The organism is Haloarcula rubra (assembly GCF_019599465.1).
GTDB lineage: Archaea > Halobacteriota > Halobacteria > Halobacteriales > Haloarculaceae > Haloarcula > Haloarcula rubra.
The window spans coordinates 254,238-280,329 of record NZ_RKLR01000004.1 but is presented as its reverse complement, the minus strand read 5'-3'; the positions used below and the strand labels follow the sequence as shown (position 1 = coordinate 280,329).

30 protein-coding genes are annotated in these 26,092 nt (G+C 67.6%); 17 read left to right on the top strand and 13 right to left on the bottom strand.

Annotated features, from left to right (window positions below; translation table 11 throughout):
• Positions 1–27 precede the first annotated feature (27 nt).
• From EGH21_RS13240 to EGH21_RS13230, 3 genes are all read right to left on the bottom strand, one after another.
• On the bottom strand, positions 28–1,557 hold the full coding sequence (locus EGH21_RS13240; protein ID WP_220618957.1) for a sodium:solute symporter family protein: 1,530 nt from the start codon (positions 1,555–1,557) through the stop codon (positions 28–30).
• A gap of 1 nt (position 1,558) precedes the next feature.
• Positions 1,559–1,768 carry a DUF3311 domain-containing protein gene (locus tag EGH21_RS13235; RefSeq protein ID WP_220618956.1) on the bottom strand — a complete coding sequence of 70 codons (210 nt, stop codon included), beginning with the start codon at positions 1,766–1,768 and terminating at the stop codon, positions 1,559–1,561.
• Between the two features lie 75 nt (positions 1,769–1,843).
• Positions 1,844–2,188, bottom strand: a complete 345-nt coding sequence (locus tag EGH21_RS13230; protein ID WP_220618955.1) for a tRNA-binding protein — start codon at positions 2,186–2,188, stop codon at positions 1,844–1,846.
• A gap of 52 nt (positions 2,189–2,240) precedes the next feature.
• Between EGH21_RS13230 and EGH21_RS13225 the strand changes: the two genes are divergently transcribed.
• Positions 2,241–2,954, top strand: a complete 714-nt coding sequence (locus EGH21_RS13225; RefSeq protein WP_220618954.1) for a sugar phosphate isomerase/epimerase family protein — start codon at positions 2,241–2,243, stop codon at positions 2,952–2,954.
• A gap of 132 nt (positions 2,955–3,086) precedes the next feature.
• A complete protein-coding gene (gene dnaG, locus EGH21_RS13220; protein ID WP_220618953.1) occupies positions 3,087–4,412 on the top strand; it encodes a DNA primase DnaG in 1,326 nt (441 codons plus the stop codon).
• Here the strand turns inward: dnaG and EGH21_RS13215 are convergent.
• Positions 4,409–4,825, bottom strand: a complete 417-nt coding sequence (locus EGH21_RS13215; RefSeq protein WP_220618952.1) for a GNAT family N-acetyltransferase — start codon at positions 4,823–4,825, stop codon at positions 4,409–4,411. The genes dnaG and EGH21_RS13215 overlap by 4 nt on opposite strands.
• On the bottom strand, positions 4,822–6,165 hold the full coding sequence (locus EGH21_RS13210; RefSeq protein ID WP_220618951.1) for a DUF92 domain-containing protein: 1,344 nt from the start codon (positions 6,163–6,165) through the stop codon (positions 4,822–4,824). Before EGH21_RS13210 ends, EGH21_RS13215 begins: the two co-directional genes overlap by 4 nt.
• A gap of 138 nt (positions 6,166–6,303) precedes the next feature.
• Between EGH21_RS13210 and EGH21_RS13205 the strand changes: the two genes are divergently transcribed.
• Both EGH21_RS13205 and tuf read left to right on the top strand, forming a co-directional pair.
• Positions 6,304–6,912 (top strand): undecaprenyl diphosphate synthase family protein, encoded by a 609-nt coding sequence (locus tag EGH21_RS13205; RefSeq protein ID WP_220618950.1) that lies wholly within the window; start codon positions 6,304–6,306, stop codon positions 6,910–6,912.
• A 150-nt stretch (positions 6,913–7,062) separates the two neighbouring features.
• Positions 7,063–8,331, top strand: a complete 1,269-nt coding sequence (gene tuf, locus EGH21_RS13200) for a translation elongation factor EF-1 subunit alpha (RefSeq protein ID WP_220618949.1) — start codon at positions 7,063–7,065, stop codon at positions 8,329–8,331.
• A 56-nt stretch (positions 8,332–8,387) separates the two neighbouring features.
• Here the strand turns inward: tuf and EGH21_RS13195 are convergent, their stop codons facing one another.
• A complete protein-coding gene (locus EGH21_RS13195) occupies positions 8,388–8,615 on the bottom strand; it encodes a hypothetical protein (RefSeq protein ID WP_220618948.1) in 228 nt (75 codons plus the stop codon).
• 73 nt (positions 8,616–8,688) lie between these two features.
• A complete protein-coding gene (gene uppS, locus EGH21_RS13190) occupies positions 8,689–9,603 on the bottom strand; it encodes a polyprenyl diphosphate synthase (protein WP_220618947.1) in 915 nt (304 codons plus the stop codon).
• 103 nt (positions 9,604–9,706) lie between these two features.
• Here uppS and EGH21_RS13185 point away from each other — a divergent pair, with 103 nt between their 5' ends.
• From EGH21_RS13185 to EGH21_RS13175, 3 genes are all read left to right on the top strand, one after another.
• Complete coding sequence (locus tag EGH21_RS13185) at positions 9,707–9,901, top strand: cold-shock protein (RefSeq protein ID WP_220618946.1); 195 nt, start codon at positions 9,707–9,709, stop codon at positions 9,899–9,901.
• 2 nt (positions 9,902–9,903) lie between these two features.
• Positions 9,904–10,098, top strand: coding sequence for a cold-shock protein (locus tag EGH21_RS13180; protein ID WP_220618945.1), 195 nt, complete (start codon positions 9,904–9,906; stop codon positions 10,096–10,098).
• A gap of 102 nt (positions 10,099–10,200) precedes the next feature.
• Positions 10,201–10,611: a DUF5778 family protein gene (locus EGH21_RS13175; RefSeq protein WP_220618944.1), complete on the top strand. Its 411-nt coding sequence runs from the start codon at positions 10,201–10,203 to the stop codon at positions 10,609–10,611.
• On the opposite strand, the gene EGH21_RS13170 is transcribed toward EGH21_RS13175, so the two are convergent.
• The gene (locus tag EGH21_RS13170) at positions 10,608–10,892 is read right to left on the bottom strand and encodes a DUF7577 domain-containing protein (protein WP_220618943.1); all 285 of its coding nucleotides are present in this window, start codon (positions 10,890–10,892) and stop codon (positions 10,608–10,610) included. The genes EGH21_RS13175 and EGH21_RS13170 overlap by 4 nt on opposite strands.
• A 136-nt stretch (positions 10,893–11,028) precedes the next feature.
• Here EGH21_RS13170 and ahbB point away from each other — a divergent pair, with 136 nt between their 5' ends.
• The 7 genes from ahbB to EGH21_RS13135 all read left to right on the top strand — a co-directional run bounded on the left by ahbB (position 11,029) and on the right by EGH21_RS13135 (position 15,784).
• Positions 11,029–12,096, top strand: coding sequence for a siroheme decarboxylase subunit beta (gene ahbB / locus EGH21_RS13165; protein WP_220618942.1), 1,068 nt, complete (start codon positions 11,029–11,031; stop codon positions 12,094–12,096).
• Positions 12,093–12,740 carry a precorrin-2 dehydrogenase/sirohydrochlorin ferrochelatase family protein gene (locus EGH21_RS13160; RefSeq protein ID WP_220618941.1) on the top strand — a complete coding sequence of 216 codons (648 nt, stop codon included), beginning with the start codon at positions 12,093–12,095 and terminating at the stop codon, positions 12,738–12,740. Before ahbB ends, EGH21_RS13160 begins: the two co-directional genes overlap by 4 nt.
• Positions 12,740–14,080 (top strand): glutamyl-tRNA reductase, encoded by a 1,341-nt coding sequence (gene hemA / locus EGH21_RS13155; protein WP_220618940.1) that lies wholly within the window; start codon positions 12,740–12,742, stop codon positions 14,078–14,080. Before EGH21_RS13160 ends, hemA begins: the two co-directional genes overlap by 1 nt.
• The gene (locus EGH21_RS13150) at positions 14,081–14,368 is read left to right on the top strand and encodes a hypothetical protein (RefSeq protein ID WP_220618939.1); all 288 of its coding nucleotides are present in this window, start codon (positions 14,081–14,083) and stop codon (positions 14,366–14,368) included. It abuts the gene before it with no gap.
• A 37-nt stretch (positions 14,369–14,405) separates the two neighbouring features.
• The gene (locus EGH21_RS13145) at positions 14,406–14,684 is read left to right on the top strand and encodes a 4a-hydroxytetrahydrobiopterin dehydratase (protein WP_220618938.1); all 279 of its coding nucleotides are present in this window, start codon (positions 14,406–14,408) and stop codon (positions 14,682–14,684) included.
• Between the two features lie 4 nt (positions 14,685–14,688).
• On the top strand, positions 14,689–15,072 hold the full coding sequence (gene lwrS, locus EGH21_RS13140) for an LWR-salt protein (RefSeq protein WP_220618937.1): 384 nt from the start codon (positions 14,689–14,691) through the stop codon (positions 15,070–15,072).
• Between the two features lie 82 nt (positions 15,073–15,154).
• Entirely contained in the window at positions 15,155–15,784 is a 630-nt protein-coding gene (locus EGH21_RS13135) for an HAD family hydrolase (RefSeq protein ID WP_220618936.1), read from the top strand.
• Between the two features lies 1 nt (position 15,785).
• Here EGH21_RS13135 and EGH21_RS13130 read toward each other — a convergent pair whose 3' ends face one another.
• From EGH21_RS13130 to EGH21_RS13115, 4 genes are all read right to left on the bottom strand, one after another.
• Complete coding sequence (locus EGH21_RS13130; RefSeq protein WP_220618935.1) at positions 15,786–17,450, bottom strand: hypothetical protein; 1,665 nt, start codon at positions 17,448–17,450, stop codon at positions 15,786–15,788.
• A gap of 8 nt (positions 17,451–17,458) precedes the next feature.
• A complete protein-coding gene (locus EGH21_RS13125; protein ID WP_220618934.1) occupies positions 17,459–19,594 on the bottom strand; it encodes a type II secretion system F family protein in 2,136 nt (711 codons plus the stop codon).
• Between the two features lies 1 nt (position 19,595).
• On the bottom strand, positions 19,596–21,485 hold the full coding sequence (locus tag EGH21_RS13120) for a type II/IV secretion system ATPase subunit (protein ID WP_220618933.1): 1,890 nt from the start codon (positions 21,483–21,485) through the stop codon (positions 19,596–19,598).
• A 318-nt stretch (positions 21,486–21,803) separates the two neighbouring features.
• Entirely contained in the window at positions 21,804–22,733 is a 930-nt protein-coding gene (locus EGH21_RS13115) for a molybdopterin-binding protein (protein WP_220618932.1), read from the bottom strand.
• A gap of 98 nt (positions 22,734–22,831) precedes the next feature.
• Here EGH21_RS13115 and EGH21_RS13110 point away from each other — a divergent pair, with 98 nt between their 5' ends.
• The 3 genes from EGH21_RS13110 (at position 22,832) to EGH21_RS13100 (ending at position 25,762) form a co-directional block, all read left to right on the top strand.
• Entirely contained in the window at positions 22,832–23,605 is a 774-nt protein-coding gene (locus EGH21_RS13110; protein WP_220618931.1) for an E3 ubiquitin ligase family protein, read from the top strand.
• An 83-nt stretch (positions 23,606–23,688) separates the two neighbouring features.
• Positions 23,689–24,045 (top strand): Hsp20/alpha crystallin family protein, encoded by a 357-nt coding sequence (locus tag EGH21_RS13105; protein WP_220618930.1) that lies wholly within the window; start codon positions 23,689–23,691, stop codon positions 24,043–24,045.
• A 16-nt stretch (positions 24,046–24,061) separates the two neighbouring features.
• Positions 24,062–25,762, top strand: coding sequence for an ABC1 kinase family protein (locus EGH21_RS13100; RefSeq protein ID WP_220618929.1), 1,701 nt, complete (start codon positions 24,062–24,064; stop codon positions 25,760–25,762).
• 8 nt (positions 25,763–25,770) lie between these two features.
• On the opposite strand, the gene EGH21_RS13095 is transcribed toward EGH21_RS13100, so the two are convergent.
• Positions 25,771–26,076 carry an antibiotic biosynthesis monooxygenase family protein gene (locus EGH21_RS13095; protein WP_220618928.1) on the bottom strand — a complete coding sequence of 102 codons (306 nt, stop codon included), beginning with the start codon at positions 26,074–26,076 and terminating at the stop codon, positions 25,771–25,773.
• Positions 26,077–26,092 lie beyond the last annotated feature (16 nt).

Sequence of the window (26,092 nt, the reverse complement as noted above, 5' to 3'; positions counted from 1 at the left end):
GGTGAGCGACGACGGGGCAGACGGGCGTCAGTCGGCGTCGACGCCGTCGACCCGGTAGACCGCCGGGTCCTCCTCCGGCGCGGTCGAGGTGACCAGCGAGACGCCGACCGTCAGGACCAGTCCGAGCAGGATGCCGACGATGCCCGGCGTCCAGCCCATGTACGCGGTCGGGAGCGCGACGGAGGCGCCGACCAGTCCGGCGAGCGTCTCGACGACGGGGAAGACGTGCAGGACGTAGAACACCTGCGTCCCGCCGACACCGGCGTACATCCCGTACCGGGTGGTGCCCTGCCAGTACAGCGCCAGCGCGACGGGCACCGTCAACTGGGCGAACCCGCTGAAGGCGGTGTCGCCTATCTGGACGAGCGTCCCCGGCGTGTAGAGGCTGGCGACGAACGAGAGCGTCGCGAAGACGACGACGCCGAGGCGGGCCACGAGCGCCTCGCGTGCGTCCTCCGCGGCCGCCTCGCCCTCGCCGAAGACGCGCTTCAGCGGGCGGTAGACGTCTCGGGTCAGGTACGAGGACCCCGAGAGGAGCATCGAGTCGCTGGAGGACATCATCGCGGCCATCGCGCCGGCGATGACCAGCGCCGCGAACCACGTCGGCGTGTACTGTGCCAGCAACGCCGGAACGACGTTGCTCCCCTCCGGCACCGTCACGCCGAGGCCGGCGGCCCACGCGCCCAGCATGAACGCCGGCACGAACAGCAAGAGGACCAGCACGGGCCACAGCGCGAAGGTGCGCTTCAGCACTTTCTTCGACCCGGCGGCGAAGAAGCGCTGGTTTATCTGGGGGAACATCGTCACGCCGAAGGCGATGCTGATGGCCGTCGAGAGCATCCACTGCGGGGAGTAGAGCCCCCCGCCCAGCGCGAGGAACTCGGGGTTCGTCTCGGCGAGCGCGGCGGTGGCTTCGCCCGCGCCGCCGACGGCGGTCAGAATCCACGCGACGGCGACCCAGACCAGCGAGAGCATGAACAGGCCCTGTAAGGTGTCCGTCCACGCGACGCCGCGCATCCCGGAGACGGCGACGTAGGCTATCATGAACAGCGTGATGCCGCCCGCGCCGACCCAGAACGGCACCGCGCCCTCGGTCAGGCCGACGATGGCCTGTCCCGCCCCCTTCTGCTGGAGCATCACGTACGGGAACAACCAGACGAGACTGACGCCGGCGACGAGCACCCGGAGCGGTGTCGACCCGAAGCGGTCGCCCAGCATCTCCCCCAGCGTGACGTAGCCGTGGCGCTTGCCGACCAGCCACTGCTTGTACCCCAGCACGTACCAGAGGACGGCGAAGATGATGCCGTCCATCAACCCCATCACGAGAATCCACTCGGGGCCGGCCGCGAAGGCGAGGTTCGGCCCGCCGAAGAAGGTAAAGGCCGAGAGGAGGGTCGCGAACGTCGTGAACAGGAGGACGACGGTGCCGAGCGTCCGACTCGCGAGGTAGTAGTCCTCGGCGCTCCGGTCGGTCAGTCGGTAGGCGACGACGCCCACCGCCAGCGCGACGACCATGTACGCGCCGACGATTCCCAGTTGGAGAGCGGTTTCGGCCACCTCAGTGCACCCCCTCGACGCCGAGGCCCCAGTCGGTCCGGGCGAAGACGGCGAAGACGACGCTCGCGAGCACCATCCACCCGACGTGCCACCAGAGCCACACCGGCAGGCCGAACGCGACACCCGCACTGTCCCAGAGGAACCACGGGACCGCCAGCGCCATCATGACGACGGCGACGACGGTCCAGCCGACGGTTCGTGCGACGCTCATATTGACGGATGGTATACACTGCCGATACTAATGGGTATCGAACCTTCACAGGGAAGCTATGAAGAGTTTTCCTCTTCAGTATACGCGGGTCCCCGGTTCGACGTCCCGTTCGGTGGTCAGGTGGACCACGCCGTCCCCGCCGTCGACGCCGGTGACCAGACACTCGCTCTCGAACCCGGCGATAGAGACGGTCCCGAGGTTGACCACGGCGACGACCTGCGCGCCCAGTAAGTCCTCGTGGTCGTAGTAGTCGGTGAGGCCGGCCGCCGACCGGAGCGTCTCGTCGCCGAAGTCGACCTCGAGTTTGTAGACGTCCTTTCGCGCCTCGGGGAAGTCCGCAACGTCGACGACTTCGCCCACGCGCATCTCCACGTCTTCGAGGAACCGTGCCGGGTCTATCGCGTCTTCGTCGAATCCCATGGGACCGTATTGTGGGGCCGGTTATATGACAGTCGCGCCGCCAGAGGGAGGCATGCACACAGCAGTCCAGTTGTGGACGCTCCGGGACCTCGACGCCTCGACGCCGGCGCTGCTCGACCGGGTCGCCGCCGCGGGGTACGACGGCGTCGAGTTCGCCGGCATCGAGGACCCGCCGGAGACCGCCCGAGCGATGGACGACGCGGGACTGGTGGCGGCCGGCGCACACGTCGACGCCGACGAACTCAGAGCGGACCCGGCGGGCGTCGCCGCGGAGTTGACGACGCTCGCGGTCCCCTACGTCGTCGTCCCGTATCTCGACCCGGACCACTTCGCGGACGCGGCGACGGTGGCCGAGACCGCCGCGATGCTGGACGACCTCGCCGCCCAGTTCGACAGACCGCTCCTCTACCACAACCACGACCACGAGTTCGTCCCCGTGGGGACCGAGACGGCGTTCGACCGCCTCGCCGCGGAGACGGCCGTCGGGTTCGAACTCGACGTGGGGTGGGCGGCGGCGGCGGGCCGCGACCCCGCGGCGCTCCTCTCGGACCTCGCGGGCCGCGTCCCGGTCGTGCACGTCAAGGACGTGACCGCCGCGGGCGAACCGACCGAACTCGGCGAGGGCGTCGTCGACCTGCCCGGGGTCGTCGAGGCCGCCCGCGACGCCGGGACCGAGTGGCTGGTCTTCGAACACGACGACCCCGCGGACCCGATGGCCTCGATGGAGAACGGTATCGCGGTCGTAGAGCGCATCATGGAGCGGTGACCGGCGTCACTGCGTGGGACGAACCACCAGACAGACCGCCGACGCCAAGCTTATTTGGAGCGTCGTCGCCAACGTAAGGATAGTGACAACGGTCTGTCGCCGTTCTCTGCGACGGACCGGGAGTCCGGGATAATGCACGACACAGCGAAATATCTGATACACGCGGACATCACCGCCGCCGGCGTCGTCGAACGGAGCGACGTCGTCGGCGCGGTGTTCGGACAGACCGAGGGGTTGCTCGGCGAGGAACTGGACCTGCGAGACCTACAGGACTCGAAGAAAGTCGGCCGCATCGACGTGGAGATTCGCTCCGAGAGCGGCCAGTCGTTCGGCCAGATAACCGTCGCGAGCGGCCTCGACAAAGTGGAGACGGCCATCCTCGCGGCGGCGCTGGAGACCATCGAACAGATAGGGCCCTGCCGGGCCGAGATTGCCGTCGCCGACATCGAAGACGTCCGGAGCGCCAAACGCCGCGAGGTGGTCGACCGGGCGACGGAACTGCTGGCCGCCTTCGAGGAGCAGTCCGTCCAGACCGAGGACATCGTCGAGACGGTCCGACAGCGTGCCCGCGTCGAGGACATCACGGAGTACGAGGGACTCCCGGCCGGGCCGCGCGTGGCCGACTCCGACGCCATCGTCGTCGTCGAGGGGCGCTCGGACGTCCTGCAACTGCTGAAGTACGGGGTGAAGAACGCCATCGCCGTCGAAGGGACCGACGTCCCCGACGCCGTCGCCGAGTTGACGACCGACCGGACCGTGACGGCCTTCCTCGACGGCGACAGGGGCGGGGACCTCATCCTGAAGGAACTGGCACAGGTCGGCGACGTGGACTACGTGGCCGTCGCGCCGCGGGGCCGGTCCGTCGAAGACCTCTCGCGCGGCGACGCGATGAAAGCGCTCCGCGACAAGGTGCCCTACGAGTCCGTCGCCGACGCGGAGTCGCCGGCGGCCGCGCTCGAAGCCGTCGAGACCAGCGCCGACGGGGCCGGGACCGTCGACGGGTCGCGAGCGGGCACGGACGACCACGGGACGACGCCGCCGGCGGTCGGCAGTCCCGACCCCACCGCACCGTCGCCGGCCGAAGGGGACTCGGCCGATGAGATGACCGACAAAGAGACGGCGCCCACCGGCGGAGCGGACGACGAGGCGGCCGACGACGCGGACGAGACGGGGCCGAGCAGACTCTCGGACCACGTCGACGCGGTCATCCGGAGCGAGAGCGGGACCGTCCGACTGCTCGACGAGGACCTGACCGTCCTCGCGGAGGGCGGCGCCGACGACGTCGTCTCGCTGGTCGAATCCTGTGAGGGCGTCCCCCGGACCGTCGTCCTCGACGACACCTGCTCGCAGAGGGTGCTGGACGTCGCCGCCCAACGCGGCGTCGACGTCGTGGTCGCCACCGGCGACGGGGAGTACGTCAAACAACCGACGAGCGTGCAGGTCAGGACCGTCGGCTAGAGGTCCAGCGCCAGCAAGACCCCGTCGCCGTCGTCGTAGTGGTCCGGGAGGTGGTCGACGAGTTCGAAGCCGAACCCTCCGTAGAACGACCGGACGCGCTCGTCGTCCGCCCGTGCAGTGAGTCTGAGCGTCCCGAATCCCTCCGAGCGAAGCCTGTCGAGTAGCCCGTCCATCAGTCGCGTCCCGTTGCCCTGTCCCTGTAGCGGCGGCGCGACGGCGAACTCCGCGAGGTAGGCGACGGGGTGGTCGGGCACGACCAGCGCGTACGCTATCGGGCCGTTCTCGTCGAGGACGAGCACCAGCGGCGGCCCGTCGATAGCGACGTCGAGGAGGCCCGGCCACGGGTGGTCGAGCGCGGCCGACTGGATGGCGTCGAGGCGGTCACGGTCCGCCTCGGTGGCAGGGCGAATCATACCAGCGCGAGGCCCACGGCGACGGCCACGCCGGTGAGGGCCGCCGCGAGCGTCGCCAGCGCGTTGACGCCCTGATTGCCGACGAGCGTCCCCTCGACGGTCGCGCCGAGGAGGCTGTCGACGGTCATGCCCACGAACCCACAGGCGAGAATCACCGTCGCGCCCACCGACCCGACGGAGCCGATGGTGGCGGCGGCGATGCCGGCGATGATACCCGACCCCACGAGGCCCGCGACGACGCCCTGCCACGTGACGCCGCCGTCGGTACCGGGTTCGACCGGCTGGAACGTGGTGATGAGCCGGGGGTTGTCGTAGAGGCCGCCGAACTCGCTGGAGAAGGTGTCGGTCATGGCGGCGGCCACGGCGCCGGCGAACGCGTAGAGGAACAGGTCCGGGTCGACGGCGATGTGGCTCGGACTCGCCGCCCACGCGAGGACGGCGACCAGCGCGACGATGGAGTTCGCGAGGACGTTCCCGCTCCCTCGGGCCCCTTCGTTCTCCTCGGCGATGCCCCGGTCCTGCTTCTCTTCGTAGCGGTACTTCGTCGAGAGGCCGCCGAGGCCGAAGAAGGTGATGAGCATGGCGAACCAGCCGTACCCCCCGAGGACGATGGTCAGCAGCGAGAGCAGGACGCCGGTGAGCATCCCCGGGAGTGAGGCCGTATCCAGCGCGTAGGCGACGTAGCCGAGGACGGCAGAGATACCGAGCGCGACGAACACGCGCTGGGAGGCCACCGACGGGTCGAGTTCGAAGAACAGCCACAGCAACAACCCGACGGAGAGCATCACCAGCGGGTCGTCGCGCTCGAACAGCACCGACCGGAGCAGCGCGGCGACGAGGGCGCCGCTGGCGGCGAGAAACAGCGTGTCGGGGACCGCGACCGTGGCGCCCTGTATCCGTGCGGCACCCAACTGCGCGGCGACGCCGGTGGCGAACCCGCTGACGACGAACCCGGCCGAGGCGACGACTTCGTCCGTCCGAACTCGGGCGGCCAGTCGCTGGCCGAGGTTGCCGTAGGCGACGATGACGACGGTGCCGACGAACACCCAGACGGGGAGTTCGAACTGGACCGCGAGCAGGGCGAGGCCGGCGGCGGCGAGTGCGAAGGCCGCGAGGCCGTACAGTTTGCCGTCCTCGTAGTCGCCCGGTCGGGCGAACAGCTCGAACAGCACCGTCCCCTGTTGGAGGACGGTTATGGCGAGGACCGCGACCAGCAGGAACGGGGCCGTCGCGGCGACAGTCGCGAGCGCTGGGGACTGGATGCGGGTCGCGACCGGCACGGCGAACGCCAGCGTCCCGACCGCGGCGAACGCCCCGGCGCGTCTGACTGTCGAAGTCACGTCCCGCCGGTATCCCCGAGAGCCACTTACCCTTTCCGAACTTGCGGGCTATCGGCCAGTACGTCACGAGCACGCCGGTCGGCGGGCCGACGGTCCCGGACCGTGAACTTTAGGCGAACTGTCGGTGTACCCGTCGGTGTGGGTCTCTACGATAGGTATCTCGCCGCGCGGCTACGGATGAGTGACGCGGCCCTGCCGGAGACGGTGGCGCTGGTCATCACCGAGCGAGACCTGCTGACCGACGGCGCGTACACCACGCTGGAGCGCTTCTTCGACTGGGCGGTCCAGTACGAGGCGGCGACGCTCGTGGTGTACGTGAGCGTCCTCGACGAGGACGTGGTGCCGACGATTCGGCGGGAACTGGCCGACCTGCGCGCGCCGAAACCGGTCGCCATCCGCGGGCCGGACGACGAGACAGTCGCCGACGCGCCGATACAGATATCTATCGGCCTCGGCGGCCAGTCGGAGTTCGCCACGGCCGTCCAGAAACTCGCCGAAGACGTCGAGACGGGCGAGCTAGCCCCCGAGGACATCGACGAGGCCGCCGTCGAAGACCACCTCGTCTTCCCGACGGACCCGGACCTCGTCATCAAGACGGGCGCCGAGCGACTCTCGGACTTCATGATATGGCAGTCGGTGTACTCCGAACTGTACTTCACCGACGTGAACTGGCAGAACTTCCGCCGTCGGGACTACCTGCGGGCGTTGCGGGATTATCAGGAGCGCCAGCGACGGTTTGGACGCTGAACGGGGAGAAGCGTCCGAACGTCGACAGACCGCGTCTGTCGGAAGTTCGGTCGATAGGGCGAATCCAGCCGAGCGTGTCAACTGAGCGAACGGACGTGTGCCTTTTTGCTCACGCGCGTCGTAGTCTCCGAACGCTGAGAGGTGGGACCAATGACCACCGACAAACCGCACCAGAATCTGGCCATGATAGGCCACGTCGACCACGGGAAGAGCACGCTGGTCGGCCGGTTGCTGTACGAGACAGAGAGCATCCCGGAGCACGTCATCGAACAGTACCGGGAGGAGGCCGAGGAGAAGGGGAAGGGCGGCTTCGAGTTCGCCTACGTCATGGACAATCTCGCCGAGGAGCGCGAGCGAGGGCTGACGATAGACATCGCCCACCAGAAGTTCGACACGGACGCGTACTACTTCACCATCGTCGACTGTCCGGGACATCGGGACTTCGTGAAGAACATGATTACCGGCGCGAGTCAGGCCGACAACGCCGTCCTCGTCGTCGCCGCCGACGACGGCGTCCAGCCACAGACGCGCGAACACGTCTTCCTCGCCCGCACGCTGGGCATCGGCGAACTCGTCGTCGCCGTCAACAAGATGGACATGGTCGACTACGGGGAAGCGCGGTTCCGGGAAGTCGTCGAAGAAGTCAAGCAGTTGCTGGACCAGGTCCAGTTCCCCACGTCGGACGCCTCGTTCATCCCGATGTCGGCCCTGCAGGGCGACAACGTCGCCGAGCGGTCCGAGAACATGGACTGGTACGACGGCCGGGTGCTACTCGAAGCCCTTAACGACTTACAGGAACCCGAACCGCCGACGGACGCACCGCTTCGCCTGCCGATTCAGGACGTCTACACCATCGAAGGGGCCGGGACCGTCCCGGTCGGTCGCGTCGAGACGGGACAGTTGCGACCCGGCGACGACGTCTCGTTCCAGCCGTCGGACGCGAGCGGCGAGGTCCGCTCCATCGAGATGCACCACGAGGAGGTCGACCTCGCAGAACCCGGTGACAACGTCGGTTTCAACGTCCGCGGCATCGGGAAGAACGACATCCGTCGAGGCGACGTCTGTGGTCCCGCGGCGGACCCGCCGACCGTCGCCGAGACGTTTCAGGCGCAGATATTCGTCATGCAACACCCGTCGGTCATCACCGAGGGGTACACGCCGGTCTTCCACGCCCACACCGCACAGGTCGCCTGTACCGTCGAATCGCTGGACAGGACGGTCGACCCGTCCTCCGGCGAGGTGCTCGAATCGAACCCGGACTACATCGAGACGGGCGACGCCGCCGTCGTGACGGTCAGACCGCAGAAACCGCTATCCATCGAGCCGAGCGACGAGATTCCCGAACTCGGGAGCTTCGCCGTGCGGGACATGGGCCAGACCGTCGCCGCCGGTCGCGTCCTCTCCGTGACCGAACGGTAGCCGACGCCAACCGTCCCTCACACCCGCCTCGGTCGGCCCCGAGAGCGTCGCCCTCGTCAGTCGAACCGACTGCTCCGCTCGTGGCCGAAGACGTTGCCCTCGGTCGTGATTCGAATCCGGTGCTCGTACGTGTCCGAGAAGGTGTGTGTGCGGAACTCGACGACCCACCCGCCGTCGGTTCGCTCGACCGACACCTCGGCACCGAGTTCGCCGACGCACTCCTCGTCGGCGTACGTGCGCGCCAGCGCTTCCGCGGTGTCCGCGTCGTCTACGGTCCCCTCCATAGTCGACAGTAGGGGCTGGAATCCAATAGCACGTCGGCGGGCGAGTGGCACCAGTCGTGTCGGGTGACCGCGCTCAGTCCGCGGCCTCGTACTCCTCGTCTATGGCCTCTCGTTCGCCGCTCGGGAGGGCGTCGCGGAACCGGCCCAGAACGCGGCGGGCCTGTGGCACCTCGGCGTTCTCCACCGCGCGGACGAGCGTCAGCGCCCGGCGCGCGCGAGTGGTGCGCCACGACTCCTCGCGGTTCTCGTAGGTCCGGATGGCCCGGAGGAAGTCTATCTTCCGGAACTCCGGCCAGTAGGGCGTACAGAAGAACGTCGCGGCCTCGTTGCCGTTGGCGTGCCACGGCAGGAAGTTCGAGGTGCGCTCGTCGCCGCCGGTGCGCACGATGAGGTCCACGTCGCGCGTCGGGCCCTCGTAGAGGCGCTCCTCGACGGTGTCGACGTCGACGTCCGCCGGCGTCAACTCCCCCGCGTCGACGGCTTCGGCCACGTCGCGGGCCGCACCGAGGAGTTCCGCGCGACCACCGTAGGCCAGCGCGACGTTCAGGTTGAGGCGGTCGTACTGGGCCGTTCTGGTCTCTGCGTAGTCGATGGCGTCCTGTACCCGTTCCGGGAGCATGTCCGTCTCGCCGATGGCACGGATGCACACCTCGGCATCGTGGACGCGGTCGGCGTCGGCGAACGTTCGGAGTTTCTGCTCGACGAGGTCGAAGATGTGTTCGCGCTGGTCCTTCGGCCGGTCGAAGTTCTCCGTCGAGAAGGCGTACAGCGTCACCTCGTCGACGCCGAGTTCGTCACACCAGTCCAGCAGCGCCTCGGTCGTCTCGGCACCCTCGCTGTGGCCTCTGTTCGCGTCGACGCCTCGCTCGCGGGCGTACCGTCTGTTGCCGTCCTGAATGACGGCGACGTGACTCGGGGTCCCGGACAGCTCCCAGCGGAGCAGTCGCTCGTAGGCGGCGTAGCCGAGACTGCGGACCCTGTCTCGCATCACCCGAAGCATATCAACCGAACGATAAGGCGTTTGTGGCTCCGACCGCCCGTGTGACACCGCCGCATAGTTTTAATACCCCCGGCGTCTACGTTCAGGTGCAATGGCGACCGGTACGGTAGACTTCTTCAACGATACGGGCGGTTACGGCTTCATCAAGACAGACGACGCGGACGAGGACGTGTTCTTCCACATGGAGGATGTCGGCGGCCCCGACCTCGAGGAGGGTCAGGAGGTCGAGTTCGAGATAGAGCAGGCGGACAAGGGTCCGCGCGCGAAGAACCTCCAGAGGTTGTGACGATGGCGACCGGCACAGTCGACTTCTTCAACGACACTGGCGGGTACGGCTTCATCGAGACGGAGGACTCCGAGGAGGACGTGTTCTTCCACATGGAGGACGTCGGCGGCCCCGACCTCGAGGAGGGTCAGGAGGTCGAGTTCGACATCGTGCAGGCTGACAAGGGGCCGCGTGCGGAGAACGTCACGCGGTTGTAGGCGAACACGTTCGCGGCCGACGAGACTGTCGTCGTGGCGGGAGCGGCCGCTACGTCGGCGTGAATCCGAAGTACATTAGGCGGCGGCAGGCCCACCATCGGTATGAGCGACGCCGACGCACTCGACGACGACCTGTATCGCCGGACCAAACAGTTGCTGGAACCCGGCGAGATTCGACTCAACGGCGCCGTCGTCCACACGGAGTACGACGGCAGCGACGAGATAGAGATGATGCAGGCCACCATCGACGTCGGCGACGACATCGCCGAGGGGTACGGGATGGACCCGAGCGACACGTTCGTCTACTCCGGCAGCGACGACCCCGAGTTCGCCTCGAACCAGCATCAGGGCCTGACGCTCGACGACGAGGCGTTCGTCTGGGAGTGCCAGCAACTCCTGCGCGACGGGTCGTTCGACCTCGTCTTCTACTACGAGGCCAGCGCGGACCACGAGGCCATCCTCGACGCCATCGAGGACCGCGGCTTCGCGGTCACCGGCGTCCGCGGCGACTAGTCCGTCAGCCGTTCCTGACAGTTGTGACAGTAGGTGTAGTCCGGGCCGTTGGCAGACCCACAGAACCGGCAGGTCCGGGCCTCGACGCCCGCCTGCTCGAAGTAGGCGTTTAGCTGCCCCGTGTCGAGGCCGGCGCGCCGACCGCTGAACTGCTCGACGAGCGAATCCTTCGCCGCGTAGTCCATGATGCGGAACATGACGACGAAGAAGAGCGGTGCACCCACCAGTACGAAACAGTAGACCAGCAACCGCACCGCCAGTTCAGCGGTGGATATCTGCACACCACAGGTAGGTGCTGGAAGCGCTAAAGCACTGTGCCGAGCGGCCCGGAGTGGGCCGCAGACCACCCAGCCCTGCCGGCGTGTGGCGATACTCGCTCCCGCGCCGTTTTTATTCACAGAGTCCCGAGCGTCGTACATGAGCGAAGACCTCGGGCGGGTGGACAGGGCCATCCTCAACGCGTTTCAGGGCGGGTTCCCGGTCGTCGAACGACCGTTCGAACCGGCGGCGGCCGCACTGGCCGAGTACGGCGTCGACGTGAGCGCGGCCGAACTCCTCGAACGGATTCAGCGACTCGACGAGGAGGGGGTGCTGACCCGCTTCGGCGCACTCATCAACGCCGAGGAGATAGGCGGGACGGCGACGCTGGTGGCGACACACGCCCCCGAAGACGCCTACGACGAACACGCGGAGATGGTGAACGCCCACCCCGAGGTCGCCCACAACTACGAGCGCGAACACCCCTACCTCAACATGTGGTTCGTCCTCTCGGTGGCCGAGGAGAGCCGTGTCGAGGACGTACTGGCCGAGATAGAGGGCGAGACCGGCGAACCGACGTTCAACCTCCCCAAACAGCAGGAGTTCCACGTCGGCGCGAAGTTCCCGGTCGAGGGCCCACAGACGCAGGCCGTCGACTGCTCGGACGCTGGCCCCGACGTGACCCCGACCGACAGGCAGTCCCTAACCCCCGAGGAGCTCGACCTCGTACTGGAGATTCAGGGCGGCCTCCCGATTACGGAGACGCCGTACGCCGACGTGGCCGACGCTATCGACGCCGACACCGAGTGGGTCGTCGAGACGATCAAGCGGTTCGACGCGGAGGGGAAGGTCCGCCGGGTCGGTGCCATCCCGAACCACTACGCGCTGGGCTACTCGGAGAACGGGATGACCGTCTGGGACGTGCCCGACGACGTCGTCGACGAGGTGGGGCCGGCCATCGCCGAGTTCGACTTCGTCACCCACTGCTACGAGCGGCCACGCCACGAGGACGTCTGGCCGTACAACTTCTTCGCGATGACCCACGGGCGGACCGAGACAGAGAGCGAGCGCCGCATCCAGCAGGTCCACGACCGGATGTCCGAGTACTGGGACGTCGGCGACGACGACTGGGACACCCTGTTCTCGACACGAATATTGAAGAAGACGGGCATTAGAGTTAAGGATAGAGCCGAGGCGAACGTCGAATCGGCCCCCGACCAGGGATGATACCACTACTCCACGACTTCGACGGCGAAACCGTGCTCGTCGTCGGCGGCGGCCCCGTCGGCGCGCGGAAAGCCCGCCGGTTCGCCGAAGAGGCGTCCGTCGTCGTCCTGAGTCCCGAGTTCGGGGAGCGCGAGTTCGGCGGTGCCGAGTTGGTTCGTGCCGCACCCGACGCCGACGAGATTCGCCGGTGGATAGCGCGAACCGACCCGGCACTGGTCGTCGCCGCGACGGACGACCCGGACCTGAACGCGGCCGCCGAGTCGGCCGCCCGGGACCACGGCGCACTCGTCAACCGCGCCGACGACCACGGGGAGCAGTCCGTCGGGAACGTCGTCGTGCCGGCGACGGTCCGTGACGACCCGGTGACGATGGCCGTCGCCACCGGCGGCCGGGCGCCGGCGCTGTCGAAACACCTCCGCGAGCGGTTCGAGTCGGAGTTCGCCGGCGCGGGCGAGATGGCCGAGTTGACCGGCGACCTGCGAGAGACCCTCAAATCGGAGGGTATCCCGCCGGCCGAACGTCGGGACGCCGTCCGTGCCGTCGTCAGAGACCGAGCGGTTTGGAAGGCTTTAGATAGTGGTAGACCCAAAGCCCGACAGGTAGCTGAAGACGTGATCGGAGATTTACCGGGTGAGACCACGTGATGCAGGACAACGGCGTCATCGTCGGCGTTCGCGTCTCGCACGACCGCGCGAGCGTCGACCAACTGGAGACGGCAGCGACGGACAGCCAGCGCCACGCCGTCGAGTCGCTCCTCGCCAGACCGGGCGTCGAGGAGGCGCTCGCGCTCCAGACGTGTAACCGGACCGAGGGGTACGTGGTCGCGCCCGACCACGAGACGGGACTGGACGCCCTCTCACTGTTCACCCGTGACATCCCCGACGACGTGGTCGTCACGATGGACCACGAGGAGAGCCTGCGCCACCTGCTCCGCGTGGCCGCCGGCCTCGAATCCATCGTGCTCGGCGAGGACCAGATTCTGGGCCAGTTACGCGACGCCTACGAGGATTCTCGCGGCGTCGGCGGCGTCGGCCCCCTGCTGGAGGACGGCGTGACGAAAGCCATCCACGTCGGCGAGCGTGCCCGCGACGAGACGCGCATCAACGAGGGCGTCGTCTCGCTGGCGTCGGCCGCCGTCAGGCTGGTCGACCGGGAGTGCTCGCTGGACGGCGAGACGGCGCTGGTCGTCGGCGCCGGCGAGATGGGGCAACTCGCCGCGAAGGCACTCTCGACGCGGGTCGACCGCGTCATCGTCGCCAATCGGACCGTCCCGCACGCCGAACACGTCGCCGAGACCATCGACGCGGACGCCAGCGCCGTCGCGCTCGACGCCGCCGAGGCCGCCGTCGAGGAGGCCCGCATCGTCGTCACGGCGACCGGGAGCAACGACCACGTGTTCGACGCCGAGACGTTCGCCGGGGCCGGGGAGACGTACGTCGTCGACATCGCACAACCACGGGACGTCCCGGCCGGCGCGGACGGCGTCCCCGGCGTCACCGTCTACGACCTCGACGCGCTGGAGTCGGTCACCGAGGAGACGCGCGCGCAGCGCCGTCGGGCCGCCGAGGCCGTCGAGCGCCTCGTCGACGAGGAGTTCGACCACCTGCTGACTCAGTACAAGCGCAAGCGGGCCGACCGGGTCATCTCGGCGATGTACGAGAGCGCCGAACAGGTCAAGGCCGCCGAACTCAACACGGCGATGGCCGGGGCCGACTTCGACGAGGACCAGCGCGAAGTCGTCGAGTCGATGGCCGACGCCATCGTCTCGCAACTGCTCGCCGCGCCGACCCGGAGCCTCCGTGACGCTGCCGAGGAGGACGACTGGACGACCATCCAGACGGCGCTGGAGCTGTTCGACCCCGATTTCGGCCCGGAGAGCGGCGAGCCACCGGCCGCAATCGAGGACATGGCCATCGAGGACATCCCCGAGGGGATGCGCGAGGAGATACCCCCGGCGGTCCTCGAACAGTTGGCCGACGACTAGATGGTCTCGCTGCTCCCGTTCGTCGTCGGCGTCGGCTTCGTCGTCGCCGCCGTCGGCGGCCTGTACGAGGTGACGAACTACACCGAGCGCCAGCGACGCGACGAGCGACGCCTCGTGCAGGCGTTCGCGTACGGCTGTCTGCTCGTCGCCGCACTGGGTGTGGCGGCGGCGTGGGTCGGCCTCCAGAACGCCGACCTGCCGTTCTGGCTGTTCGTGAGCCTCGCCGTCGCCGTCGTGGGCGTCGTCCTCGTCCAGCGCCGCCTCCGGCGACGCCTCGGTGTCGACTGACACAACCGTTTTGCGGCTGGCACGTCACCGCTAGCGTATGGCAGACCTGCTGTCCGATACGGAGATAGCCGAACGCATCCCCGACGGCTGGGAGCGAGAGGGCGACGAAATCGTCCGCACCTACGAGTTCGACGCCTACCTCGACGCGTCGGGCTTCCTCGCGGCCGCGGCGGGCGTCGCCGAGGACGCGTGGCACCACCCGGAGATGACCGTCCGCTGGGGCGAAGTCGAGGTCCGACTGACGACCCACGACGCGGGCGGCATCACCGACAACGACGTCGACATGGCCGAGCGACTGAACGGCATCTACGAGTAGGGTCGTGACCGACCCCGACGACGCGCCGGCCCGCTACGTCTTCCGCGTGACGTACCGCCTCGCGCCGGGCGAGGGCCTCGCCGTCGACCCGGACCACTTCGAGACGGTGCTGTACCGGACGGCGGATCCACCCGGCGAGGACGGGTGGCTGTTCTTCAGAGACAACCTCTGGCGCGGCGAGTTGGCCGACGAGGGCCACTTCCGTCGGCAGGCCGAGGACGCGCTGGGCGTCCCGGTCGAGTCCGCGTCGTTCAGCGAACTCCAGACCGACGAGGCGTATCTGGACGACCTGCGGGCGGCCATCGCAGACGACCTCGACGCGTTCAACGCCGAGAACGTCACCGAGGTCCTCTCGAAGTACCTCGGGAGCTCCATCCGCGTCGAGTGATATCGCGCCGAATTAGCCACTCTCTACGAGGCCGTTAGGGGCAGAAAGACTATACACTGAACTACCCTACCAACGTGTCCCCATGCCCCGCAACTACGACTTCTGGCTGTTCGACCTCGACGGGACGCTGGTCGACGTCGACCCGTCGTACCCGGTCGAGGTCATGGCCCGAGTCGGTGACCGCCTCGGTCAGGGGTTCACCGAGCGGGACGCCGTCCGTCTCTGGTACGGACAGGGCGATACCCGCGCCGAACTGCTCGCCGAACGGGACGTAACGCCCGAACGGTTCTGGGCCGCCTTCCACGACGAGGAGGACCCGCAGGCCCGCGCCGAGGCAACGTACCTCTACGAGGACGCCGAGCAGTTCCTCGCCGACCGGACGGACCCCGTGGGGCTCGTGACACACTGTCAGGACTACCTGACCCAACCGGTGTTGGAACACCTCGACATCGCCGACTGGTTCGACACGGTCGTCTGCTGTGACGACGACATCGGCTGGAAACCCGACCCGGAACCGGTCCACCGGGCCATGGGCGAGATGGGCGTCGGGCAAAACGGTCACGTCGGCGCGCTGGCCGGCGACAACCCCGGCGACATCGGCGCCGCCCGGAACGCCGGGCTGGACGGCATCCACGTCCACCGCGAGTCCCCCGTCTCGACCGACCGGTGTGTGCGGGGCGACCACCGCGTCACCTCGCTGCTGGACCTCTAGGTCACGGAACCTGCACGAAGTAGTTCGAGGACATCCCGTTGTACTGGACGGCGATGCCGAAGAAGTCCTTGTTCCCGGCGTCGTCGAACGTGATGGTGACCGCCTCCGGCGTCTTCGATTCGATAACGATGGACTGGTCGACCTGTTCCCAGTCGCTCAGTCGGAAGAACTGGTCGTCGTCACTGCCGTTCAGTTTCCCCCACTCCGCGGGGTCGCCGCTGTTGGCCGAGTAGAACAGCAATCGGACTCGCCGAATCTCTCTATCGACCGACCCGTTGTTGTACAGGCCCAGCGTCACCGTGTTGGCTCCCCCGTCGAGGGCGACTGACTCGAGTCGGACGCTCTCGTCGGACCACGGGTTGATGCCGGATACGGAATCCTCGTTGGAGTCGCCGGTCGCACCGGTCTGTCCGACCGGGATAGACAGGTCGACGCGTTCTCGGGACTGGACCGTGCTGTCGCCGTCGAAGTCGCGTTCGGCAGTGACGACTGTCGTGCCGGTGAACCCCGGTGTCGGGCGGAACACGGCGGCGACCCGCCCGCTCTCGTCGCTCGACTTCGTGAGTGACGCGACGACACTGCCGTCGGGTCGCACGAACGACCCGTCCGGGGAGGAGAACGTCACGTCGCCGGTGGTCGGGTTGTTGAACCGGTCGCTGATTCGGACGGTCACCTGCTTGGACTCGCCCTCGCGGAGCGTCCCGGCGAACGGTTCGTCGTCCGCGGTGACGTAGTGGGGGCCGAGGACGCTGTCGTCCGTGTTGCCGGAGACGCCCACCATCCCCATCCGCAGTCGGTAGCTCCCGGGACGGAGCGTCACCGTGAGCACGTCGTGCGGCGTTCTCGGTGCGACCACGACGTCGGTGACGTTACCGTTCGCGCCCGTCTCGTCGGCGAGCAGTGACTCCCACTGAGTCTCCGACAGCGTCGTCGGCACGGAGATAGTGATGCCGTCGTCCGTCTCGTTCGTGATAGTCAGCGACCGGGCCGGTGCGGACAGCGGCGTCGTCTCGACGGCGACGGCCCCTGTACTCGCCGTCGACAGTTGCCCGTCCACGAGGAGGAGCGTCACTTGGTCGCCGTCGACGAAACTGCCCGAGTCCACGGGGACCGTTGCGCCACTCGCGAAGGTGTTCACGAGGGTGTTGTGCTCGTACACCGTGGCGGGTGCGTTCCGGTACTCTCTGTAGTTCGGCCGGTACCGGACCAGACGTGTCTCGAACGTCCGGTCGTCGCCGTCCCAGTAGGTCGGGGCCGACGGCGCGTGTGCGTTCGACACCGTGACCGTACCCGGCGCTGTCGTCTCGATGGTCCCGGAACCGACGCCGGGGTTGACGAGGAAGAACCGCGAGGGGTACCGTGCGGCGAGTTCGACGCTGGCCGAGGCCGGCACGTTCTCCGTTCCAGTCTGGAGGAGCGCTCCGTCCAGCGCCAGCATGTCTTGCTGGACGCGCTGGTTGTGCTCGAACTCGACTTGCTGGTTCTGTGCCGGCACGGCGTTGACCTGAATCAACACCAGCAGCGACATGAGGAGGCCGAACAGCAGGATGGCACCGACGACTTCAGAAACCGCCCGGTCGTCGCCCCGGACCGCACGCACGGCCCGGACGAGACGGTGCGCTCGGGAGAGGCGATTCCGGCCGTCTGAGGTGGGTAGCTGAGTCATCGTCGGGGTTAGATGAGGGTGAACGCGACAGTCGAGAGCAGGACCAACAGGATACTGTACTTCAGTCCACTGAACCCGTTGTTGTCGACGAGTTTGCCGGCCAGCAGTCCGGAGCCGAACGCCTGGATGATGGCCGAGTGGAAGAACAGCGTCTCGTAGGCCGCGACCGGCAGGTTGGAGATGCTGATGGGTGATTCGACCTCGGTGCCGGTGGTCGGCCCCGACGCCGCCGCGATTGGCTGGAGGTAGCTCTCGGTCAGCAGCGCCACCACCAGCAGGTACACGAGGAAGCCGATGACGACGACGGCGACGTACGAACTCAGTTCGCGGCGGCGCTGCTGTTCGATTTTGAACCGGTTCCGGGTGTCGTCGGCCGCGATGCTGAGGACGCGCGCGAGGTCGCTGCTAGAGCGCATCCCCTCGGCGATGAGTTTGATGGCCCGCGACAGTTGCGGGACGCGGAGTCGGTCAGCGAACGCCCGGAGCGCCCGTGCCGTGTCGTGGTTCCACCGGATGTCGTTTCTGACCTTCGTGAGTTCCACCTCGATGGGACCGCTGGACCACTTCGCGACGAGGCCGAGCGCCTCCGTCGTCGGCACCCCCATCTTGTTCGCGCTCGACAGCGCGTTCATCGTGTCGGGGAACTGCCGCGAGATGTGGCGTTCGCGTCGGCTCTTGCGTTCGACGAACACCGAGAGCGGGACCGTGAGCGTGAGCAGCGGTACGACCACGAGCCACAGCGTCGCGGTGCGTGGCGCGGCGAGGAAGGCGTCCCGCGTCGGTTCGACGGCCCCCCACGTGACGGCGAACGCGACCCAGACGGCCGTCAGCGGCACTGTCAGCAGCAGTGTCAGGACCGGACTCCGGTCGAAGATGGCCAGTGGCGATTCGAGCGCGTCGAACAGGTGCCGCCGGCGCCGGCGACGGAGATAGGCGTTTCGCTGGGCTTGCAGGTGCCGGTCGTCGTCGACGGACGGCGGTTCCTGTCCGAGGAGTGTCGCCATCCCGGCGGCCCACTGCTCGCCCGCCGCCACGACGGTGTCGCGGCCGACGAGCAACATGAGTCGACCGATGCCACCGGTCGTCGCGTGGTGGTGGTCGTCCAGCGTGACCGCCGACTGCGTGAACGGCGACGAGAGTGTATCCAGCAGGATGAGAAAAGCGAGCATCGCCAGCGGCATGACAACGTACACGAGGAGCGTGACCTGCGTGAGCGTCTGGGCGCCCAGCAGACTCATCACGATGAGGATGACGATGAGGAACAGCGGTGCGGCGACGAACAGCACGACGAACACCTCGCTGAGCAGAGAGAGCGTCTCCAGGAAGGCCGTCTGCTCGTCGCGGGCCTCTTCGAGATAGATGTCGGTCTGGTTCTCGAAGAAGACGGTGACGTCGCCGCCGGCGTCTAAGACGCTCAGCAGGTCGTCGAAGAACTGTTCGAGGTTGTCGCTCGGGGTGAGGTTCCGGGCGTTCTGGAGAGCGGTGTAGAGGTCGTTGCCGAACAGCTCGACGTCGCGGACGACCATCTGGAACTCGTTTGCCACCTCGCCGTAGGTGTCCTGTGCCGACCCCAGGACCGTGATGACCTCGACGACACCCATGCCGCCGTACGACAGCGCGTACATGAAGGTGATAGCGTGGGGGAGCGTCACGTCGATGTTCCGGCGACGAGTCCCGACGACGGACCGCGGGTAGTAGTACCGGGCGTACCACGTCACGGCGGCGAACAGGCCCGCAGAGACGGCGGTGAGGGCACCGCCCGCAAACAGCACCCGGTTCTGCCCGACGAACGCCGTCAGGTCTCCCCGGACCGACAGGGGGTTCGAGAGGGACGCGATGACGCCGTCACCGACGAGGACGGCGGTTATCAGGAGGCCACAGAGGACGCCGAGCAGAGCCGTGAGGAGGGCGTATATCGCGCTCTGTTCGAGGTACGCGTCGTAGTTCTTGCCGAAGCGTGCCTGATTCAGCCAGCGCTGGAGGGTCTGGTACCGCTTCGGTCGGAGTCGGAAGTAACTCCGGAGATAGCCGTACTGGTCGCGGAACTCGTCGCTGTCTTCGGGCCGCACGTCGGTCGGGTCACGGTGCTGGCGAGGAGCAGCGCCCGACAGGCCCTCGTCGCGTCGGTGTTCGTCCGTCGCCATCTCACTCCTCCTCGATGAGCGTTCTGAGGTCGATGCCCATCGAGTCGAGGTCCTCGACGGTCGGGCCGCGTTCTCTGAGGTACGCCTCGGTGAGTTGGCCGGCGTCGAGTCGACGCACCACTTCCTCGCGGTTCTTGTCGAACAACTGGATGGCCGAGGACACCGCGACGTAGCCGTTGATGCCCTCGTCGACCAGATGCTGGAGGAGGCGCGCCCGGTCGGCGAGTTGCGCCGCCAGTTCCGCGTCGTCCCAGCCTCGGTCGGCCGCTATCTCGGCCATCAGGCTGGATTCGGAGACCTTCTCGTGGGTGTCCGTGGTCGAATCGCGCTCGAAGACGCGCTTGATGTGGATGTCGTTAGTGTCGTACTCCTGTGACTGGATTTCGGCGGTCGACCGGTTCCGCCGGACGCGCTTGTCGCCGAGGTAGGTCTGTTGCTGGATGGAGATGATGTCGAGGTCCTGCAACATCTGGACCGGCACGTTGAGCGGCGGGTTCTGCATCCGCGAGATGACCGTCTCGACGGAGTCGGCGTGGAAGGTGGTGTAGGCGGTGTGTCCGGTCGACATCGCCTGGAAGAACGTCAGCGCGACGTTCTCGTCGGTCCGAATCTCGCCGACGAGCAGATACTCCGGTCGCTGGCGGAGTGCGGCGCTGAGCAGGTTGTACATGCTGACTTCGCCGCGCCCCTCCGCAGTCAGGGGACTGCGGGTGACGCTCTGAATCCAGTTCTCGTGGGGGAGGTCGATCTCCCGCGTGTCCTCGATGGAGACGATCTTGCTGGCCGGCGGGATGAAAAACGAGATGGCGTTCATGCTGGACGTCTTCCCGGACCCGGTGCCACCGGCGAAGACGAGCGACTTGTTGTTCTGAATCGCCAGCCAGTAGTAGGCCATCATCTCCGCGGAGAAGGTGTTCCAGCGGACGAGGTCGACTGGCGTGAACGGGATGTCCGCGAACTTCCGGATGGTGAAGTTCGCCCCGCGAGTGCTGATGTCGCCGCCGAGGGTAATCTGGACGCGCGACCCGTTCGGGAGCGACGCGTCGACGAGGGGACTGGAGACGGTGAGTTGCTTGCCCGCTCGCTGTGCCATCCGGGAGGTGAAGGAGTCCAGCGACTCGCGGTCGAAGGCGACGTCGGTCTTCAGGTCGCGGTACTCGCGGTGGTAGACGAAGACGGGGACCGCCGTGCCGTCACAGGAGACGTCCTCGACGGCCGGGTCACGCATAATCGGGTCGATAGCGCCGTAGTCGATGAAGTCGCGGACGAGGTAGTACAGCAGTTTGTGCAGACTCCCCTCCTCGACAGTCGCCGCGTTGTCGAGTATCATCTGCTTGGCTTCGCGCTCGAAGAGGTCACGCCGCTCGGCGTCCTCGTCGAACTCCTTGTACATCAACTGGTTGCGCAGGAGTTCGACCATGTCCTGGCGGACGTACCGCTCGAAGTTGTTCATCTCCGGTTCGACGACGAGATACCGGTGTTCCATCTCGTCGTCGTCGTAGACGATGGCGACGAGTGCGAACGGTTCGTTCACCCAGCGGTACTCCAGCAGGTCGTAGTCGTCGAACACGGAGAAGTCGAAGAACCGAGTGGCGACGAACTCGCTCGAGGGCGCGTCCGCGAACGTCTCGTCCCGGTGCGTCGCGAAGTACGCGTCGACGTCGGCGAGGATGTCCTGTACGAACGGGTCCTCCCAGAGGACGATGTCCGTCTCGGTCTGGCCGTCGTCTACGGCCGACAGTTCGATGTCGAGGACGTCCGAGAGTGTGTCGCCGTCCCCGTTCTCGGGCGGGTCCCGTCGCTCCGAGACGCCGTCTGCCACCCCCGAGACGGCCACAGACTGTTCAGTACCCGCTTCTGCCGATAGTTCACTGCTCGGTTTCTCGTCCATGTGTGCTCCTTCGGGCGGTAGTCGACCGCCGCTGTCCGGTCACGCCGTCAGAAAGCACGTCGTACAGTACGCCGCGAACCACTTGCAGTCGGCCGGTAGCCGTGGTCGGTGACGGTCAGTGCCACCTCGGTTTCGGACCGCTTCTGCCCCCTATCCTGACGGTAGTTACGCTCCGAGAGGATGTCAGACGTAATCAAGTTATGTATCGCTTACTCACGAGAACCCGGCAGATTGGCACCACCTCAGCGAGTAGCCACGCGCGGACGGCCCCGTGGCCACGACTGGAGGGGCGGACCGTGTCACGACGGTCGTCGAGGGCTACGGGAGGTAGTCCCAGTCCTCTACGTCGACGTTGTCGCCGGCGGTCGGTCCCGCGGTCCCCTCGGGGACGGCGACCCAGCCGTCGGCCCGCGTCGCGGTGGCCACGTCGGTGCCGGGCAGTGGGGTGGCACCCGCGTCGTCGACCGCGACCGGGACGAACGTGTGTCGCGCCGGGTCGGCGTCGATACCGTCGGTGAGCGGGCGCGTCCGCGTCGGGTGGGGCGTGAGCGGCGCGTCGCCGAAGGCCTTCAACAGCGGGCGGAGCAACTGGAGGGCACCGACGCGGGCCGCGACCGCCGACTCCGGCAACAGGAGGAGCGGGCGGTCCTCGACGACGGCCAGCCCAGTCTCCCGGCCCGGTGAGATGGCGACGCGGTCGGCAATCACGTCGCCGAGTTCGCGGACGACCTCCCGGAGCGTGTCGCCGGGTTCGGTCCCGGTGACGACGAGGACGTCCCGCGTCAGGTCGCGCTGGACGGCCATCCGGAGCGCCGGCGGGTCGTCGGCGACCGGGTCACGGTAGGTGACTTTCCCGCCCCACCGGTCGACGTACTGCGCGAGCGTGAAGCCGGCCGTCTCGATGCGGGTGTCTGCCCCGGAGACGTGCCGTGCGAGTTCGTCGCCGGTCGGCAGGATGCCGACCTGTGGCCGCTGCCGGACGAGCAGTTCGGTGATGCCGGCACTCTTCAGGAGCCCCACGTCGGCGGGCCTGACCTGCTGCCCGCGCTCGAACACCGTCTCGCCGACGTCGATCGCGGCGTCGGCCACCTGCTCGTTGGCCGTCGCGTCCGTCGCCAGCACGCGCCCGACGGCCACCGACAGGGGGATGCGGTCGGTCCGGTCGACCGGGACGGCGTAGCTCCCGAGTTGGCGGCGGGCGGTCTCCAGGCTGCACTCTTCGGTGTCCGTCGGCGAAGCCCCGGCCATACCCGCCGTTGGGACTGCGAGGGCAAAAGACTCCGGAGTGGGGCAATTCCGCCGGCGCTTCGGGAACGCTTTTGCGCCTCGCCGCCGCGGGTCCGGGCATGGTCCTCCAGCAGGTGGTCGCCCTGAGTTTCCTCGCCGTCGCCGGCTACCTCTGTTACACCGGCGGTCGCGAACTCACGACGGTGTTCCACGTCCTCCGGAACGACCCGGTTCCCGTCCGAGAGCTCCACGGACAGACCGGGCCGGTCGAGATATCGGGCACCGCCGTGGCGGGCGAGGACGGGACGGTGACGGCCCCCTTCACCGGGTCGGCGTGTCTGGCCTACACCTACGAGGTCGAAGAGCTCCGCTCGTCGGGGAAGAGTTCCTCGTGGCACACGCTCGACGAAGGGATGGACGGCGTTGACTTCGTCGTCGACGACGGCACCGACCGGGTCCGCGTCGACCCGACGGGGGCGGACCTCCGCCTCGAAGACCACACCGTGACCGTCTCCCCGGGGACCGAATTGCCGGACAGACTCGCCCAGTACGTCGCCGCGTCGGACGCCGTCGACCCGCAGGACGCGACGGTGAACCTGTTGGTGACCGAGCTGCACGTCGGGAATAGACAGCGGTTCACCGAGCGCCGCCTCGACGTCGGGGAGTCCGTCTACGTCTACGGACAGGCCGGTCGCGGACCGCCAGTCGAGTGGGGGAGCGACCTCGTCGACGCCGTGGTCTCCGACGGTGACGTGACACCCGTCTTCGTCGTCTCGGACACGTCCGAGCGGGGGACCGCGTGGCGCATCGCTCGCGGGGGCCTGTGGCGGGTCGGTGTGGGGCTCGTCCTCGCCGTACTCGGCGTGGTGTTCGCGGCCCCGCTGCTGTCGTGACACCGCGCAGACGGCGGTCCGAAGCGTCTCCTGAACCTGCCGAAACCGCCGGGTTTAACGCACCACCCTCCCTAGACCTGCCCATGTCAGCGCTGCGTGAGGCGTTGCGGGACCTCCCGGACGCCGTGTTCGCGGACGTGCTCGAGTCCGAGGAGGCGTACCTGCTCGTGTTGGACCTGCCGGGCGTGACCGCGGAGACACTCGACGTCAGCGTCGAAGGCGGCCGTCTGGTCATCGAGGGACAGCGCAGTAAGGACGTCCCCCGGGAGTTCCGCTTCGTCCGCGAGGACCGGTCGGTGTTCCTGGACGTGGAACTGCCGCTTCCGCCGGACGCGACCGGACAGGGGGCCGAGGGCACCGTCGACCGCGGCGTCCTCGAACTCACCATCCCGAAGGCCACCGCCGCGCCGAGCACGACGATTCCCATCGACGAGGCCTGAGCGGGGGACTCTGTAGGTGAATCTCCGCGCGTACCGACGGTTCTTCGTCGTCGCATGGCAGTTCCTGCCGCTGTTGCTCGCGTACGCCCGGGACCGAAACCGATTCCTGCTGTTCGGGTCCTCGCGACAGGTCACGAGCGAACAGCGACGCGAGCGTGCGGCGGCGCTACTGGACTCGCTGTTGACGCTCGGGCCGACGTTCATCAAACTCGGGCAGTTACTCTCGACCCGGCCCGACATCCTCCCGCCGGAGTACATCGACGAGTTCTCCAAACTGCAGGACCGCGTGCCCCCCGCCGAGTGGGAACGGGCCAGACGCGTCCTCGAATCCGAACTCGGCCCGGTCGACGAGCGGTTCGCCGAGTTCGAGACGGACGCCATCAGCGGGGCGTCGCTCGGGCAGGTCTACCGCGCGGAGGTGGACGGCGAACCCGTCGCAGTGAAGGTCCGCCGCCCGGACATCGAGGACCTCGTCGAGGCCGACCTGCGGGTCATCCGCTGGTCGCTCCCCCTGTTGATGTACTTCATCGACGAGTCGCGGTCGTTCTCGCTGGAGACGCTGGCCGACGAGTTCGCGAAGACCATCCGCGAGGAGATGGACTACGAGCGCGAGGCCCGGATGCTCGGCGAGATCCGGGAGAACTTCGCCGACAACGACCGGGTCCGCATCCCGCGGGTCGTCGACTCGCACTCGACGCGACGGGTCCTCACGATGGAGTACGTCCCCGGGACCAAAATCAACGACATCGAGGACTTGGACGAACGCGGCTTCGACCGGACCCAACTCGCGGAGACGCTCCAGCAGGCCTACCTCCAGATGATAATCGACGACGGCGTCTTCCACGCCGACCCCCACCCCGGGAACCTCGCCGTGCAGGAGGACGGCAAACTCGTCTTCTACGACTTCGGGATGTCCGGCCGGGTCGACCCGTTCGTCCAAGAGAAGATAGTCGACTTCTACGCCGCCGTCGCCGACCAGAACATCGACGCCATCCTCGACGCCCTCATCGAGATGGGCACTCTGAGTCCGGAGGCCGACCGGCAGGTGATGGGCGACGTGATGGAACTGGCCATCGCCGACGCCCGCGGGGAGGACATCGAGCAGTACCGCGTCCAGCAGATAATCCAGCAGGTCGAGGACACCATCTACGAGTTCCCGCTCCGCCTGCCGTCGAATCTGGCGCTCGTGTTGCGGGTGGCGACGGTCGTCGAGGGCGTCTGCGTGACGCTGGACCCGGACTTCGACTTCATCTCGGTGGCGACCGAGTACCTCCGCGAGGAGGGGTACATCGCCGCCGGCGTCCGCAACTACGTCGAGGACCGCGCGAACGAGGTACAGGACGCCGCGCAGTCGGCGGTCCGCATCCCGCCGAAACTCGAGTCCGTCCTCGACAGGGTCGAGCGGGAGGACCTCCAGATTCGGGCCGACATCGAGGACTCGGACCGCCTGCTGGCGACGATGACCAAACGCCTGATTCTGGGGATGTTGCTGGCCAGCACGGTGTTCTCGACGGCGTTCCTCTACGCCGAGGCGACGCCGATAGTCGCCGCCGTCGCCGGGGCGGGCGTCGTCGGCCTCGCGGGCGCGCTCTGGTGGTCGTTCCGCTCGAAGAAGGGCGTCCGAGCGAAACCGCAGTTCACGCGCCAGAGCATGCGCGAACGGCAGGGCGAGAGCGCGGGCGGGATGACGACGTCGTTCGAGGACGAGGAGGCCTGAGTGGCGGCTCAGGCGTCCGGTTCGAACACCGCCGCCAGGTCGTAGATTTCGAGCCGGTTCTGTCCGGTGAACATCTCGGACGGGAGGTCGGCGTGCGCGGCGACGAAGTCGTCGCTGTCGCGCCACTGTTCGAAGGCGTCCCTCGACTCCCAGTACGCCTGCACGACGAACTGATTCCCCTCACGCTGGCGCAGAATCTCCACCTTTTCGAGCCCCGACCGCCCCCCGAGCTGTGCGACGCGCTCCTCGAACAACTCGACGAAGTCCGCCTCGTGTTCGGGCGCGACCGGGAGATGGTTCGCGACGACGAGCATACAGAACGGTTAGTCT